This is a genomic window from Streptomyces brevispora (genome assembly GCF_007829885.1).
GTDB classification, from domain to species: domain Bacteria; phylum Actinomycetota; class Actinomycetes; order Streptomycetales; family Streptomycetaceae; genus Streptomyces; species Streptomyces brevispora.
In genome coordinates, this window is sequence record NZ_VIWW01000001.1 from 4,534,571 (window position 1) to 4,548,806 (window position 14,236).

Below are 14,236 nucleotides of genomic sequence, written 5' to 3' on the forward strand. Positions count from 1 at the left end.
TGGAGCACGCGGTGAACGGAGCGGTGATGGTGGACGTCCCCACCCTGGTGGAGCAGGCCCGTGCGGGCAGACCGCGGGCGGTGGCCCGGCTCATCTCCCTGGTGGAGGGGGCGTCGCCGCAGCTGCGCGAGGTGATGGCGGCCCTGGCGCCGCTGGCGGGCAACGCCTACGTCGTCGGCCTGACCGGCTCACCGGGTGTCGGTAAGTCGACATCGACGTCGGCGCTCGTCTCCGCGTACCGGCGGCAGGGCAAGCGGGTCGCCGTGCTCGCCGTCGACCCGTCGTCGCCGTTCTCCGGCGGCGCGCTGCTCGGTGACCGGGTCCGGATGTCGGATCACGCATCCGACCCGGGCGTCTACATCCGCTCCATGGCCACCCGCGGGCACCTGGGCGGCCTCGCCTGGTCGGCACCGCAGGCGATCCGGGTGCTGGACGCGGCGGGCTGCGACGTGATCCTGGTGGAGACCGTGGGCGTCGGCCAGTCGGAGGTGGAGATCGCCTCCCAGGCCGACACCTCCGTCGTGCTCCTGGCCCCCGGTATGGGCGACGGCATCCAGGCGGCCAAGGCCGGGATCCTGGAGATCGGCGACGTCTACGTGGTCAACAAGGCGGACCGGGACGGCGCGGACGCCACCGCCCGGGAGCTGAACCACATGCTGGGCCTCGGGGAGTCCCGGGGACCCGGCGACTGGCGGCCGCCGATCGTGAAGACGGTCGCCGCCCGGGGCGAGGGCATCGACGAGGTCGTCGAGGCGCTGGAGAAGCACCGGGCGTGGATGGAGGAGCACGGCGTCCTGGCCGAGCGGCGCGCGGCCCGCGCCGCCCACGAGGTCGAGACGATCGCGGTCACCCGGCTCCGCGAACGCATCGGCGACCTGCACGGCGACCGCCGCCTCGGCGCGCTCGCCGAACGCATCGTGGCCGGCCGGCTCGACCCGTACACGGCGGCGGACGAACTGGTGGCGGGGCTCACCGGGGAGGCCTGAGAGGTCCCCCCGGACGGTCCCCCGGGACTGACCGGGGAGGCCTGAGAGGTCCCCCATGGACGGTCCCACCGGGGCTCACCGGGAAGGCCTGAGAGGTCCCCGGGGCCCGTCGGGGAGGCCTGGGCGGTTCCTTCCCCTGTTCCCGGTGCGGCGTGCGGGCCGCACCGGGAACAGGGGGGCGGGACCGCCGGACCACGGCCGGGCCGGGACCGGCGCGGCGGCTGCTTCCTCAGTCGTCGTCCCCGTCGTCCCCGATATCGTCCCCGTGACCGTCGTCCGACCGGTCCACCGTGACCTTCGCCGTCTTCGCGTCCACGTTCAGCCCGTGCTTCTTGCCGTCCTTGCCCCGGACGTCGACTTCCCAGTGCACCGCACTGCCGCCCCGGCCGTCGTGGTCCTCCAGCTCGATCGAGGTCACCGTGCCCGGGGCCGACCGGACTGCCGCGTCGGCCGCCGCGTCCAGCGTGACGGAGGTCCTGCGGGGTGCGTGCCGGTCGTTGTCGTCGTTGTCGACGTGCTTGCCGAGCACCTTGCCGTTGCCCGGGTCCACCGTCACGTCGTGCCAGGACCTGTCGGAGCCGTACACATCGATCTCCCAGACGAGCCGGCCGTCCTCGTCGTCGAGCTCGGCCTCGGTCACCGTGCCCGGGACGGCCCGGACGGCGGCCTTGGCCGCGTCACCGGCCGCGACCCGGGCCGTGCTGCTCCCGGAGGCGGTACGGGCGCCGCTGCCGCGGCTGTCGTCGCCCGTGAGGGCGACGGCCGTGGCGGCTGCGCCGCCGACGAGCACGGCTGCGGTGACGGCGGCGATGACGATCTTTCGCTTCATGAGGGTTCCTCCCGATCGGATGGTTCCGTTGCGACGGGGCCCACACTGCCGGTGTGATGCTGAACGCAGCCTGAAGCCACCTGAAGGTGTCTTCAGGTTCGGTTTGCGAGGCTGTGCGCATGCGCCTGTTGATCGTGGAGGACGAGAAGCGGCTGGCGATCTCCCTGGCCCGGGGGCTCACCGCCGAGGGATTCGCCGTGGACGTCGTGCACGACGGGCTCGAAGGGCTGCACCGGGCCACCGAGGGCGCGTACGACCTCGTGGTCCTCGACATCATGCTGCCGGGGATGAACGGCTACCGGGTCTGCGCCGCCCTGCGCGCCGCCGGGAACGAGGTGCCCATCCTGATGCTGACGGCGAAGGACGGGGAGTACGACGAGGCGGAGGGGCTCGACACCGGTGCCGACGACTACCTGACCAAGCCGTTCAGCTACGTGGTGCTGGTCGCCCGGGTCCGCGCGCTGCTGCGCCGCCGCGGCGGTTCCGCCTCGCCGGTGGTCACCGTCGGGGCCCTGCGGATGGACACCGCCGCCCGCCGGGTCCACCTCGGCGACGACGAGATCGTCCTCACCGCCAAGGAGTTCGCGGTGCTCGAACAACTCGCCCTGCGGGCCGGGCAGCTGATCAGCAAGGCGGAGATCCTGGAGCACGTCTGGGACTTCGCCTACGACGGGGACCCGAACATCGTCGAGGTGTACGTGAGCGCCCTGCGCCGCAAGCTCGGCGCGGCCGTCATCCGTACCGTGCGCGGCGCCGGCTACCGGCTGGAGGCGCTGTGAGATCGGTACGGGCCAGGGCGGCGCTCGGTGCCACCGTGGTGGTCGCCCTCGCGGTCGTCGCCGCCGGGCTCGGCGTCCTGCTCGTCCTGCGCGCCAACCTCACCGACCAGGCGGGGCTCCAGGCCGAGGTGGCGGCCCGGGAGACCGCCGGGCAGCTGGCCCTCGACGTCCCCTACGGCAAGCTGGGGATGAGCGACGAGGAGGACCATCCGGTCCAGGTGACCGACGAGGGCGGGCGAGTGGTCGCCGTCTCCAAGGACCTGGAAGCGATCGCCGGCACCGGCACGGACCGGGTCACCCCGCAGCCCTCGCCCGCCGCCACCGAGAAGAGCGACGACGACCACGACGGCCACGACGACCACGGCGGCCACGACGATGACGACGGCGTGAGCATCACCCCCGGCCGCGGTGAGGTCTCCACCGACGCACCGCACTTCAGCAACGGCACCGCCACCGTCGACGGCGACAGTGCCGACTACCGGTTCGCCTCCATCGAGGCGACCAACTCCGCCGGGCTGACCCTGACCGTCCACGCGGGCGCCCCGCTCGCCGCGGAGCAGCGGGCCGTCGCGAGCGTGCGCGGTGCGATGTTGGCCGGGCTGCCCGTCGTGCTGCTCGTCGTCGCCGGGGTGACCTGGCTGGTGACCCGGCGGGCGCTCCGCCCGGTCGAGGGCATCCGGCGCGAGATGGCGGCGATCACCGCGTCCGAGGATCTGAGCCGACGGGTGCCGGAGCCCGGTTCGCACGACGAGATCGCCCGGCTGGCCCGGACCACCAACGAGACGCTGACTGCCCTGGAGGCCTCGGTCGACCGTCAGCGGCGCTTCGTCGCGGACGCCTCGCACGAACTGCGCAGCCCGATCGCCTCGCTCCGCACCCAGTTGGAGGTGGGTGCGGCGCACCCGGAACTGCTGGACGTTGAGGGCGCGGTCGCCGACACCGTACGGCTCCAGGTGCTGGCCGCCGATCTGCTGCTGCTGGCCCGGCTGGACGCGGGGGAGCGGCCGGGGAAGGCGCGAGTGGACGTCGGCGCACTGGTCCACGAGGAGGTCTCGCAGCGCACCGGCGACCGGATTGCGGTGACGGTGTCCGTGCCGGAGCCCGGCGGTCCGGAAGTGACCGGCTCACGCGGCCAGTTGGCCAGGGTGATAGGCAATCTGCTGGACAACGCGGAGCGGCACGCGGAGAGTTCGGTGGCCGTCGCGGTGCGCGCGGAGCGCGGTGGGGCGGTCGTGGCGGTCACGGACGACGGGGCCGGGGTGCCGGAGGCGGAGCGCGAACGGATCTTCGAACGCTTCGTGCGCCTCGACGACGCCCGCGCCCGTGACGACGGCGGGGCCGGTCTGGGCCTCGCCATCGCCCGTGATGTGGCCACCCGGCACGGGGGCCGGCTGACCGTGGCCGGTGCGGGGGAGCACGGCGCCCGGTTCGAGCTGTGGCTGCCGGGCTCCCGCTGAGCGCTGTCACCGGTGTGCCGGTGCCGCTCGGACCGAGCGCTGTCGCCGGTGTGCCGGTTTCGCTCGGATGTGGCGTGCGCGGTGCTTTCGGTCCTGCTCAGACGCGGCGTGCGCGCAGATGATCGGCGACCGGGGCCAGGGCCGCGTGCAGCTGCTCCAGCGCCTCCGGCGTCAGCAGGTCCATGAAGTGCTTGCGCACCGACGCCACGTGGTGCGGCGCCACCTTCCGCATCGTCTCCGCGCCGGCCTCGGTGAGGACCGCGTACAGCCCGCGCCGGTCGGACTCGCAGTTCTCCCGGCGGACCAGGCCCACGCTCTCCATGCGGGTGATCTGGTGCGAGAGCCTGCTCTTGGACTGCAGGGTGACGGTGGCGAGGTCGCTCATCCGCAGGCGCTGTTCGTCCGCCTCCGAGAGGTTGACGAGAATCTCGTAGTCGTTGTTGGTCAGGCCGAACGGCTGGAGGTCCCTCTCCAGTTGGTGCATCAGCAGCCTGCTGACGTCCAGGTGGGTGCGCCAGGCGCACTGCTCCGCGTCGCTCAGCCAGCGGGTGGCCGTCTCGGTCTCCATGTATGGATTCTACCTAAGAAGTTGAAATCCGGACGAAGTCAGTTTGTGTGACGCCCCGCACGTACTGGCCGGGTCCCGCAGCCAAAGCGCGGGCCCTCGGCGTCACACTCCGCAGACTACAGTTCACAACCCGAAGCGACGCTGGAGGTCGCCCAGCTGACCGGCGGAGCGACTGGCGGACCCAGGTTGACCCCCGCCGCCGCCCGGAACCCCCGGCTGCTGCGGCACCGCCCCCGTCGGCTGCTCGGCCATCAGCACCTCGGTGGACTGGAGCAGCACCGTACCCGCGCCCACGAACTCGAACTGGTGCTCCTCGCCCGAGGCGCCCCCGATCCCGGTGAACGCGCGCAGCCCGCCCAGTACGCCCGTCATGTAGCCGTGGTCGTAGTGGTGGCACGGCGAGGGGCAGTCCGCCCAGCCCACCAGCGCCTGCGGATCGACCCGCAGCGGCGGCTCCATGAAGACCACCGGACCATTGGACGCCGCGACGAACTTCCCCGTGCCGATCAGCGTCAGGAACCCCGGCACGATCGACTGCTTCAGCGCCAGCGTCGGCTGGTAGGCGAGCAGATTGCCGGACCGGATCGTCAGGTTCCCGTCCTCCAGGTCGTACGAGTTCACATCGAAGGCCCGGTCCGCGAGCAGCATCTTCCCGCTGCCCTCGGCCACCACCCAGTCGCTCGCGTGCAGCGGCGAGTGGAAGCTCGTACGGACCAGCCGCTCGAAGCGGCCGTGCCCGATGCCGTTGAACTCGATCCGCCCGTAGTAGGCGATCATCTTGCCCTTCTGCAGGAACCACTGGCTCCCCTTGAGCTCCACGCAGAAGGTGTACGAGTTGACGTTGTCGTCCGACGGCAGTGTCATCGGATCGAAGACCACGGGCGTGCTCACAGCTTCTCCTCCGACGCCTGGACGTACACCGCACCATTGCCGCTGAGCTCCAGCTGGAACGCCTCGCCGGAGCCGCGCCCCACCATGTCGCGCCAACCGAGCGCGGTGGAGAGCTTGTTGCGCACATCGCCGTGGTGGGCGACGTACGCCTGCGGGTCCACATGCACATCGCGGCCCGGTGCGATCGGCAGCTCGATCACCCCGCCGTGCGCCATCACCGCCACCGCGCCGTGCCCCTTGAGCGTCGTGGTGAACAGGCCCTGCCCGGTCACCTGGCCGCGCACCATGCCCATCACCCCGCCCTGCGAGCCCATGAACATCGTGCCCTGCTGGAGCGTGCCGTCGAAGGCGAGCAGCCGGTCGGCCTCCACGTAGAGGGTGTCCCCGGCCAGATTGATCACCTGGATGTGATGACCGCCGTGGCCGAACATCACCGTGCCGCTTCCCTCGACCGTCATCAGCGGGGTCGCCTCGTTCGCCATCCGGCGGCCGATCATCGACATCACCCCGCCCTGACCGCCCTGGATGTTCGGGGTGAACGACACCTCGCCGCGGTAGGCCAGCATCGCGCCGCGCTGGCTGAACATCTTCTGGCCTGGCAGCACCGTCGCCTCGACCATCTTCGAGTTGATCTCACGGAACGGCATCAGACGTTGCCCCCGATCGTGTTCCGCTCGCTGGGCTGGACGTAGACGAGCCCCTCGCCCTCGAAGCGGATCTGGAAGGACTCGCCCGATCCCTCGCCCATCAGCGTCCGGAAGTTGACCCCGGACTGGAAGTGCTGCTGGAGGCTGCCCTGGTGGGCGATGTAGGCGCCCGGGTCGACGAAGAGCGGGTACTGGGCGGAGACCCGCAGGGCCACGGCCGAGCCGTCCGACATGATCGCCGCCTGGCCGGTTCCCTCGACGGTGGTGGTGAACAGGCCGTTGCCCGTCGCGCCGCCGCGCAGCCCGGTGAAGGTGGTGCCGGTACGCAGCCCGGCGTCGGTGCAGAGCAGATTGCTCGCCTCGACGTACAGCTTCTCGCCGCGCAGCGAGACGAGATTGATCTCACTCGCACGGTCGGCGAAGTAGCAGGTGCCCTGCCCGGTCACCTCCATCACGGTCATCTGCTCGCCGGTCAGCCGGCGGGTCACCATGCCGCGCAGACCCTCACCGCCGCCGGTCATCTTCTTGAACGTCATCCGGCCGTCGTACGCGACCATCGAGCCGTTCTTCGCCTTGACGGCGTCGCCGGCCAGGTCGACGGCGAGCGTCCTGCTGCCTTGGAGTCGAAACATTGCCACGGGGTGACGGTAGCCGCCGGAAAACGGCCCCGTACGGCGATTGAGGACAAGGAGTGCCCGAAGGGCGCGAAACGGCCCCCGCTACCTCGTCCGGCAGGAGTCGGTGCCACAATGGTGACGCTTGTGCCTGCGTTCACAAGCCGTAGCCCTCCTCCCACCGAAGGTGCCCCCGTGGACATCAAGACCGCTACCGCCCTGCACCGGCTGCGCCTCATCTCGATTCCCGAGGCGCTCTCCTTCCCGGCGCTGATCATCTTCGGATCGATCCTGAGCCGGGTCTCCGACATCGACTTCCTGATGATGCCGCTCGGCGCCCTGCACGGCGGGCTCTTCGTGATCTACGTCGTCCTGCTGCTGGACGTCTGGTCCAAGACCAAGTGGCCGCTCAAGCGCGTCGCGTTCTTCTTCCTGCTCTGTGTGCTGCCGTTCGGCGGACTGTACGGCGACAAGCTGCTGAAGCAGTACGAGGCCGACGGCGTCATCGCCGCCCGCGCCCGCCGCGAAGGCACGGTCAGCGCATGATCGTCGCCTTCTCCGTCAGCCCGCTGGGGGTCGGCGAGGACGTCGGTGAGTACGTCGCCGACGCCGTCCGCGTCGTCCGCGAGTCCGGACTGCCCAACCGCACGGACGCCATGTTCACCTCCGTCGAAGGTGAGTGGGACGAGGTCATGGACGTCGTCAAGCGCGCCGTCGCGGCCGTCGAGGCGCGGGCCGGGCGGGTCTCCCTCGTCCTGAAGGCCGACATCCGCCCCGGTGTGACCGACGGCCTGACCTCCAAGGTCGAGACGGTCGAGCGGTACCTCGCGGACTGACGCCCCCGCCCCGCGCCCCGGAGCCCCCTGCCGCAGCCGGCCGGGGGCTTCCGTCATTCCGGCGCCCGGTGCTGCGACACCGCCAGGGCGATCCCGAGCGGCGTCCGTTCGTACAGCACCTGGTGGCCGTATCGGCACGACGTGAGCAGCCCGCGGCCCGCAGCACCGACAGGTGCTCCGACACGGAGGAGGGTGCGCGGCCGAGCCGGTGCGCGAGCGCGCCGGTGCCGGCCGGCTCGTCGGGCGCGCACAGGACGTCGGCGCGGGCCCGGCCGAGCAGCCGGGCGAGCACCTCCGGGGTGCGGTCGTCCGGCTCCGTCCGGAGTCCGCCGACTCCGCGTGCCGGATAGATGACCGCGGGCAGCCACGGCGCCTCGTACCCGCCGACCACATCGGGCCGGCCGAAGACACTGGGCATCAGCACGAGCCCCTGCCCGCCGAGCACCCCATGTCCTCCCGCGCCAGCGCCGGATCGACCGCCCGCACCCTCGCGATCTCCTCCTCGAACGAGGCCAGGGGCCCCAGCGCCGGCGGGCAGAAGAAGTCCGGGTTGTGGCCGCCCTCGGTCATCAGCAGCCACAGGGGTTCGAGTTCGAGCCCGGCGGCGGCCTGCCGGATCCTGCGCAGCCACGGCAGGTGATAGCCCTGCCGCTCCGGCCTGGCCAGCACCCGCACGGCGGCCTGGGTCTCCCAGAGCGGGGAGCGACCTGATCCGCGCCGGCTGCGTCGCCGTGATGGGTCTGCCGGGCACCCCCGTCGCCGGACTGCTCGTGCTGCGCTGCCTGGTGGCCGCCGAGTTCTTCCCGGTGCACCAGGTGGTCGCCGGGGCCGGGGTGCTGGGCACGCTGTGCCTGCTGCTGCTCGTCGCGGAGGTCCGCGGAACCGCACCCGCTCACCGTATTCGGACCGAAGTTCGAGACGGGGAGGATCAGCATGTGGCCAGTGGGTAAGGTCGAAGCCGTGCCGAAGCCGCTCAGTCTCCCCTTCGATCCCATCGCCCGCGCCGACGAACACTGGCAGCAGCGCTGGGGTCCGGTGCCCTCCATGGGCGCGATCACCTCGATCATGCGTGCGCAGCAGATCCTGCTCGCGGAGGTGGACGCGGTCGTCAAACCGTACGGGCTGACCTTCGCCCGGTACGAGGCGCTGGTGCTGCTCACCTTCTCCAAGGCCGGTGAGCTGCCGATGTCCAAGATCGGCGAGCGGCTGATGGTCCACCCCACCTCCGTCACGAACACCGTGGACCGGCTGGTGCGCTCCGGCCTGGTCGACAAGCGCCCCAACCCGAACGACGGGCGCGGCACGCTCGCCTCCATCACGGACAAGGGCCGCGAGGTCGTCGAGACCGCCACCCAGGACCTGGTCGCGATGGAGTTCGGGCTCGGGACGTATGACGCCGAGGAGTGCGGCGAGATCTTCGCGCTGCTGCGGCCGCTGCGGATCGCGGCACAGGACTTCGAGGAGAACTGAGAGACGGGGTTCCGGGCCCCGGCCCGCTGCAAGATCGCCCCGGGTGCCCGGTTAGGGTCGATGGCATGAAACGCAGCGTCCTGACCCGGTACCGGGTGATGGCTTATGTCACCGCCGTCATGTTGTTGATCCTGTGCCTGTGCATGATCTTCAAGTACGGCTTCGAGAAGGGTGAGGGCCTGACCCTCGTCGTCTCGCAGATCCACGGCGTGCTCTACATCATCTACCTGATCTTCGCCTTCGACCTCGGTTCCAAGGCGAAGTGGCCGATGGGCAAGCTGCTCTGGGTGCTGGTCTCCGGCACGATCCCGACGGCCGCGTTCTTCGTCGAGCGCAAGGTCGTCCGCGAGGTCGAGCCGCTGCTCGCGGACGCCCCCGCGGTGACCGCCGAAGCCTGAACCGAACCGCCCCGTGCGAAGCGCCGGGCGGTTTGCCATCGACATTTACTAGGACGTCCTAGTAAATTCGTCTCATGGACGCTGACGCGATCGAGGAAGGCCGCCAACGCTGGCAGGCCCGTTACGACAAGGCCCGCAAGCGTGACGCGGACTTCACCACGCTCTCCGGGGATCCGGTCGAGCCCGCCTACGGCCCCCGGCCCGGGGACACGTACGAGGGTTTCGAGCGGATCGGCTGGCCCGGCGAGTACCCCTTCACCCGCGGGCTCTACCCGACCGGCTACCGCGGCCGCACCTGGACGATCCGCCAGTTCGCCGGCTTCGGCAACGCCGAGCAGACCAACGAGCGCTACAAGATGATCCTGGCCGCGGGCGGCGGCGGACTCAGCGTCGCCTTCGACATGCCGACGCTGATGGGCCGCGACTCGGACGACCCGCGCGCGCTCGGCGAGGTCGGCCACTGCGGGGTGGCCATCGACTCCGCCGCCGACATGGAGGTCCTCTTCAAGGACATCCCGCTCGGTGACGTCACGACGTCGATGACGATCAGCGGCCCCGCCGTGCCGGTCTTCTGCATGTACCTGGTCGCCGCCGAGCGCCAGGGCGTCGACCCGGCCGTGCTCAACGGCACGCTCCAGACGGACATCTTCAAGGAGTACATCGCGCAGAAGGAGTGGCTCTTCCAGCCCGAGCCCCATCTGCGTCTCATCGGCGACCTGATGGAGCACTGCGCCCGCGACATCCCCGCCTACAAGCCGCTCTCCGTCTCCGGCTACCACATCCGCGAGGCCGGAGCCACGGCCGCGCAGGAGCTGGCGTACACCCTCGCCGACGGCTTCGGCTACGTGGAGCTCGGCCTCTCCCGCGGGCTGGACGTCGACACCTTCGCGCCCGGCCTCTCCTTCTTCTTCGACGCGCACCTCGACTTCTTCGAGGAGATCGCCAAGTTCCGCGCGGCCCGTCGGATCTGGGCCCGCTGGATGAAGGAGACGTACGGCGCGAAGACCGACAAGGCGCAGTGGCTCCGCTTCCACACCCAGACCGCCGGCGTCTCGCTCACCGCCCAGCAGCCGTACAACAACGTCGTACGGACCGCGGTCGAGGCGCTCTCCGCCGTTCTGGGCGGCACGAACTCCCTGCACACCAACGCCCTCGACGAGACCCTGGCGCTCCCCTCCGAGCAGGCCGCCGAGATCGCCCTGCGCACCCAGCAGGTGCTGATGGAGGAGACCGGCGTCGCCAATGTGGCCGACCCGCTGGGCGGCTCCTGGTACGTGGAGCAGCTCACCGACCGGATCGAGGCGGACGCCGAGAAGATCTTCGAGCAGATCAAGGAGCGCGGCACCCGGGCCCACCTCGACGGGCAGCACCCGATCGGCCCGATGACCTCCGGCATCCTGCGCGGCATCGAGGACGGCTGGTTCACCGGCGAGATCGCCGAATCCGCCTTCCGTTACCAGCGGTCGCTGGAGAAGGGCGAGAAGCGGGTCGTCGGCGTCAACGTCCACCACGGCTCGGTGACCGGGGACCTGGAGATCCTGCGGGTCAGCCACGAGGTCGAGCGCGACCAGGTCAGCGAGCTGGCCGGCCGCAAGGGCGGCCGCGACGACGCCCGGGTGACCGCCGCGCTGGACGCGATGCTGGCCGCCGCCCGCGACGGCTCCAACATGATCGCCCCGATGCTCGACGCCGTACGGGCCGAGGCGACCCTCGGTGAGATCTGCGGGGTGCTTCGCGAGGAATGGGGCACCTACACGGAGCCGCCCGGCTTCTGAGTGTCGATCCGACCGCACGGCTGGGCCGACCGGGCTCCACCCCGGTCGGCTTCCGCGTTCCTCCGGCGGGGCCCCGCCCCGCGGAGGTTGGGGCCGCGGGACTTCGGGAGGATTCTCGGAGTGGCCCTGTCACCACCTCTACCCACCGGAGCGGATTGTCCGTCTCTTTCTGCCGCGAACCAGGAACGGCAGGAGCCGACGGCGACCGGTGCGGCGGACGAGCTTGTGTGAAGGCATTGTGATGGCCCGTCATGAATGTAATGATCATGACGAGCCCCCCGGGGGGCGTTCGAAGGGCGCCGCCAGGAGATATTAACTCTGCCGCGTTTCGCACTGCTGCCGTCCTGCCCTGGAGCACCTTCCAATGACCAGGGAACGGTGGATCGTGAAGACCAGAATCCGGAAGAGACCGGGCGGCACCCGGCCTGGTGTGGCCAGGCTGATGACAGCCACGGCGTTCGTCACCGCGCTGTCGACAGTGACGACGCTCGCCCACGCGGTGCCCAACAAGCCGTCGGCGCCGCAGAGCGCGACGGCCGCGGACGAGGACGCGTCGCCCGTCTATCCCCTCAAGGGGGAGGTCGCGCACTATGACTTCGAGTGGAGCGAGCCGGAGTACACCCCGACTTCGGGCGAGCTTGAAGGCGGACCGGAGGCCACCCATCACAATGGCATCTACGCCGGAGAGAGGACGGACAACGAGTCCATTTGGGGCGGCGGATCCGGGGGCCGCACGCTGCGGTTGGACGGGGTGGACGACTACCTCACCGTTCCGGTGCCGCTGCCCACGGACCAGTCCTTCACTGTCTCGGCGTGGCTGCGCTCGGAGAAGCCGGGCAAGGCCTACACGGTCATCTCGCAGCCGGGTAGCCAGGTCTCCGGCTTCGAGCTGAGGATCAACGCGGACGGCAAGCCCGCATTCGCCATGCCGAACGAGGACACCGCGGCGACGGCCTGGGACACCGTCACCGGCACGGCTCCCGTGGCAAGCGGCAACGACTGGAATGGTAACGACTGGACCCATCTCACAGGCGTCTTCGACGCGGCAGCCGGCCAGATCCGGCTGTACGTGAACGGTGCCCGAGTGGCCACCGCCACCCACGCCAAGGCCTGGCGGCAGGACAGCCGGCCGGCTACTTCCCGGGCCGCATGGACGACGTACGGGTCTGGAGCCGGGCACTCAACGACCTCCAGGCGTCCGGCGCGGCCATCCCGCAGGTCATAGCGCGCGGACTACTGCACCACCGGCAACTGGCTGCACGCCGGTGGCCCGAAGGTCAAGGCCGCCGCCGCACAGGGCCTGGTGGGCCCCGCGGTCAACGCGCGCCTCGCCGTCTACACGTGGGGCGCCGGCACACTCGGAACCGCACGTCGCGAGGACCAGGACGACCTGCGGGTGGCAAGCGCCGCCCATTCCACCCGCCAGACCGGGTGGGCGGGTGTCACGAAGCCGTTCGCCGTCCACAACGACGACTACATGACGTTCCTGGAAGCACCCAACTACGCGCAGACGATGCTGCAGTTCCTGGGTGACGACGGGACGAAGAACTTCGACGGGCTGCCGCCGACCAAGCCCTCCAAGGCATCGCTCGACAACGCCATCGTCATCCTCAACCAGCGGAAGGAGGAGTCGAAGGACGAACCGTACGGAGGTGTCTACGGCTTCACCTCCGAGGACGACCTCAAGAAGATGTCGGCCAACGAGATCGCCCGATTCATCCGGCTGGGCGGATTCCCCTCGGTGAGCCCGGAGAGCGACTCGCTCGAATTCCGCATGGAGGTCGAGGAGCTCAAGACCCAGTGGGCCGGCTGCGCGACGGAGGACCCCTACGGCGCGTCCGACAAGTTCAACGACGTGGTGGAAACCGCGGACGCCGAATGGCAGGCGGAACAGGCGAGCCAGGCCAAGCAGCGCGGTGACCTCGTCGCTGCCGAGATCCAGGCCTGCAAGGACCTGCGCAAGGCCTCGGACGCGATGATCGAGGCGCAGGGCCAGGCCTACATCGTCAGCCGCATGCTGGTCTTCCAGAAGTACTGGCAGGGCAAGCCGAAGACGGATCCCGACTACCCCAAGGCCGCGGTCTTCACCAACGCCACCACCGCGATCAGCAACGCCAAGAAGGCCATCTCCGCGCAGCTGACGATCGCGAAGAACGCGGCCGCCTCGGCGCAGACCCAGGCGGGCAAAGCTGCCACGGCACAGACGGACGCAGGGGCTATCGCGCTGGCCAACGGCACCCCGTACGGGCGCGGGCTCACCTACGCCCGGCAGTCCGCGCAGGTGATCAAGGCCTCGGCCTCCGCCGCACAGTCCTCGTCCAAGGCGATCGAGGCGACGCTGAGCGCGGTCTCGGCCACCGCGGCCGACAGCAAGGCGCTCTACGCACTCGGCGCCACGCAGTCCCACGCCGCTCAGAACGCCTTCAAGCGCGCGGCGGCGGAAGAGGCCGCCGCGCAGGCGAAGGCCGCCGCCACCGGCGCCGAACAGCAGGCCACCAAGGCGGCGGACAGCGCCAAGAAGGCCAAGGCCGCGCAGACCAAGGCGGAAGCTGCCGAACAGACCGCCAAACTGGCCGCCGCAGACGCGAAGTCGAAGCGAGCCACCGCCGAGAAAGAGCGTGACAACGCCAAGGCGCAGAAAGCCATCGCCGCCTCGCGAAGAAGAAGGGCAAGCCGAACACCGTATGGACGAACGGGGACATCGCGCAGCAGGCGGTGGACCGGGTGGTCGCCGACTACTTCTACCCGAGAGGCGTCAGGAACAAGGCCGCCTTCGCCAAGCTGGAGAGGTGGCGGAACACTGCGGGACCGGGCGACTACTTCACCATCAACGGGAAATGGGACGCCTATCCATCGCTGGGCAAGGCCTACCATCCTGACGGCAGCACCATCACGACAGCCGGCAACGAGGTGACTGTCCTCCTCAAGAAGTGGACCCACAAGGGACGCGGTGGCTTCGTCGTGTACACCGCCTATCCGAACTGAG

The 14,236-nt window shown here is 70.3% G+C and carries 14 protein-coding genes and 3 pseudogenes; 11 read left to right on the forward strand and 6 right to left on the reverse strand.

Annotated elements, in window-relative coordinates; all coding sequences use genetic code 11:
* The first annotated feature begins 26 nt into the window (after positions 1-26).
* A complete protein-coding gene (meaB, locus tag FHX80_RS21195) occupies positions 27-986 on the forward strand; it encodes a methylmalonyl Co-A mutase-associated GTPase MeaB (RefSeq protein ID WP_145767413.1) in 960 nt (319 codons plus the stop codon).
* A 229-nt stretch (positions 987-1,215) separates the two neighbouring features.
* On the opposite strand, the gene FHX80_RS21200 is transcribed toward meaB, so the two are convergent.
* Positions 1,216-1,815 carry a PepSY domain-containing protein gene (locus FHX80_RS21200; protein WP_145765644.1) on the reverse strand — a complete coding sequence of 200 codons (600 nt, stop codon included), beginning with the start codon at positions 1,813-1,815 and terminating at the stop codon, positions 1,216-1,218.
* Between the two features lie 119 nt (positions 1,816-1,934).
* Between FHX80_RS21200 and FHX80_RS21205 the strand changes: the two genes are divergently transcribed.
* The gene (locus tag FHX80_RS21205) at positions 1,935-2,594 is read left to right on the forward strand and encodes a response regulator transcription factor (RefSeq protein ID WP_145765645.1); all 660 of its coding nucleotides are present in this window, start codon (positions 1,935-1,937) and stop codon (positions 2,592-2,594) included.
* The gene (locus FHX80_RS21210) at positions 2,591-4,051 is read left to right on the forward strand and encodes a sensor histidine kinase (RefSeq protein ID WP_145765646.1); all 1,461 of its coding nucleotides are present in this window, start codon (positions 2,591-2,593) and stop codon (positions 4,049-4,051) included. Before FHX80_RS21205 ends, FHX80_RS21210 begins: the two co-directional genes overlap by 4 nt.
* A 97-nt stretch (positions 4,052-4,148) precedes the next feature.
* Here the strand turns inward: FHX80_RS21210 and FHX80_RS21215 are convergent, their stop codons facing one another.
* From FHX80_RS21215 to FHX80_RS21230, 4 genes are all read right to left on the reverse strand, one after another.
* On the reverse strand, positions 4,149-4,619 hold the full coding sequence (locus tag FHX80_RS21215; protein WP_145765647.1) for a MarR family winged helix-turn-helix transcriptional regulator: 471 nt from the start codon (positions 4,617-4,619) through the stop codon (positions 4,149-4,151).
* A 123-nt stretch (positions 4,620-4,742) separates the two neighbouring features.
* Positions 4,743-5,510 (reverse strand): AIM24 family protein, encoded by a 768-nt coding sequence (locus tag FHX80_RS21220; protein ID WP_145765648.1) that lies wholly within the window; start codon positions 5,508-5,510, stop codon positions 4,743-4,745.
* Positions 5,507-6,157 (reverse strand): AIM24 family protein, encoded by a 651-nt coding sequence (locus FHX80_RS21225; protein ID WP_145765649.1) that lies wholly within the window; start codon positions 6,155-6,157, stop codon positions 5,507-5,509. Before FHX80_RS21225 ends, FHX80_RS21220 begins: the two co-directional genes overlap by 4 nt.
* Entirely contained in the window at positions 6,157-6,789 is a 633-nt protein-coding gene (locus FHX80_RS21230) for an AIM24 family protein (protein WP_145767414.1), read from the reverse strand. Before FHX80_RS21230 ends, FHX80_RS21225 begins: the two co-directional genes overlap by 1 nt.
* Positions 6,790-6,966: 177 nt before the next feature.
* Here FHX80_RS21230 and FHX80_RS21235 point away from each other — a divergent pair, with 177 nt between their 5' ends.
* Positions 6,967-7,317 (forward strand): DUF3817 domain-containing protein, encoded by a 351-nt coding sequence (locus tag FHX80_RS21235; RefSeq protein WP_145765650.1) that lies wholly within the window; start codon positions 6,967-6,969, stop codon positions 7,315-7,317.
* On the forward strand, positions 7,314-7,607 hold the full coding sequence (locus tag FHX80_RS21240) for an MTH1187 family thiamine-binding protein (protein WP_014048385.1): 294 nt from the start codon (positions 7,314-7,316) through the stop codon (positions 7,605-7,607). Before FHX80_RS21235 ends, FHX80_RS21240 begins: the two co-directional genes overlap by 4 nt.
* Positions 7,608-7,660: 53 nt before the next feature.
* Here FHX80_RS21240 and FHX80_RS21245 read toward each other — a convergent pair.
* Positions 7,661-8,309: pseudogene (locus tag FHX80_RS21245) on the reverse strand (ArsR/SmtB family transcription factor); the annotation flags it as partial.
* Between the two features lie 5 nt (positions 8,310-8,314).
* On the opposite strand from FHX80_RS21245, the pseudogene FHX80_RS21250 reads away from it, so the two are divergent.
* From FHX80_RS21250 to FHX80_RS36800, 6 genes and pseudogenes are all read left to right on the forward strand, one after another.
* Positions 8,315-8,557 (forward strand): annotated as a pseudogene (locus FHX80_RS21250) (MFS transporter); the annotation flags it as partial.
* Positions 8,558-8,567: 10 nt separating this feature from the next.
* A complete protein-coding gene (locus FHX80_RS21255; protein WP_145765651.1) occupies positions 8,568-9,077 on the forward strand; it encodes a MarR family winged helix-turn-helix transcriptional regulator in 510 nt (169 codons plus the stop codon).
* A gap of 65 nt (positions 9,078-9,142) precedes the next feature.
* Positions 9,143-9,475, forward strand: coding sequence for a DUF3817 domain-containing protein (locus tag FHX80_RS21260; RefSeq protein WP_145765652.1), 333 nt, complete (start codon positions 9,143-9,145; stop codon positions 9,473-9,475).
* Between the two features lie 74 nt (positions 9,476-9,549).
* On the forward strand, positions 9,550-11,250 hold the full coding sequence (gene icmA, locus FHX80_RS21265) for a coenzyme B12-dependent isobutyryl-CoA mutase large subunit (RefSeq protein WP_145765653.1): 1,701 nt from the start codon (positions 9,550-9,552) through the stop codon (positions 11,248-11,250).
* 442 nt (positions 11,251-11,692) lie between these two features.
* Entirely contained in the window at positions 11,693-12,475 is a 783-nt protein-coding gene (locus FHX80_RS21270) for a LamG domain-containing protein (RefSeq protein WP_167523588.1), read from the forward strand.
* Between the two features lie 1,466 nt (positions 12,476-13,941).
* A pseudogene (locus tag FHX80_RS36800) lies at positions 13,942-14,235 on the forward strand (hypothetical protein); the annotation flags it as partial.
* Between the last annotated feature and the right edge of the window lies 1 nt (position 14,236).

Excerpts from the sequence above, each read along its gene's own strand:
- meaB (WP_145767413.1), top strand. The coding sequence starts at position 27 with ATGGTGGACGTCCCCACCCTGGTGGAGCAGGCCCGTGCGGGCAGACCG.
- FHX80_RS21200 (WP_145765644.1), bottom strand. The coding sequence starts at position 1,815 with ATGAAGCGAAAGATCGTCATCGCCGCCGTCACCGCAGCCGTGCTCGTC.
- FHX80_RS21205 (WP_145765645.1), top strand. The coding sequence starts at position 1,935 with ATGCGCCTGTTGATCGTGGAGGACGAGAAGCGGCTGGCGATCTCCCTG.
- FHX80_RS21215 (WP_145765647.1), bottom strand. The coding sequence starts at position 4,619 with ATGGAGACCGAGACGGCCACCCGCTGGCTGAGCGACGCGGAGCAGTGC.
- FHX80_RS21225 (WP_145765649.1), bottom strand. The coding sequence starts at position 6,157 with ATGCCGTTCCGTGAGATCAACTCGAAGATGGTCGAGGCGACGGTGCTG.
- FHX80_RS21230 (WP_145767414.1), bottom strand. The coding sequence starts at position 6,789 with ATGTTTCGACTCCAAGGCAGCAGGACGCTCGCCGTCGACCTGGCCGGC.
- FHX80_RS21240 (WP_014048385.1), top strand. The coding sequence starts at position 7,314 with ATGATCGTCGCCTTCTCCGTCAGCCCGCTGGGGGTCGGCGAGGACGTC.
- FHX80_RS21260 (WP_145765652.1), top strand. The coding sequence starts at position 9,143 with ATGAAACGCAGCGTCCTGACCCGGTACCGGGTGATGGCTTATGTCACC.
- icmA (WP_145765653.1), top strand. The coding sequence starts at position 9,550 with ATGGACGCTGACGCGATCGAGGAAGGCCGCCAACGCTGGCAGGCCCGT.
- FHX80_RS21270 (WP_167523588.1), top strand. The coding sequence starts at position 11,693 with ATGACAGCCACGGCGTTCGTCACCGCGCTGTCGACAGTGACGACGCTC.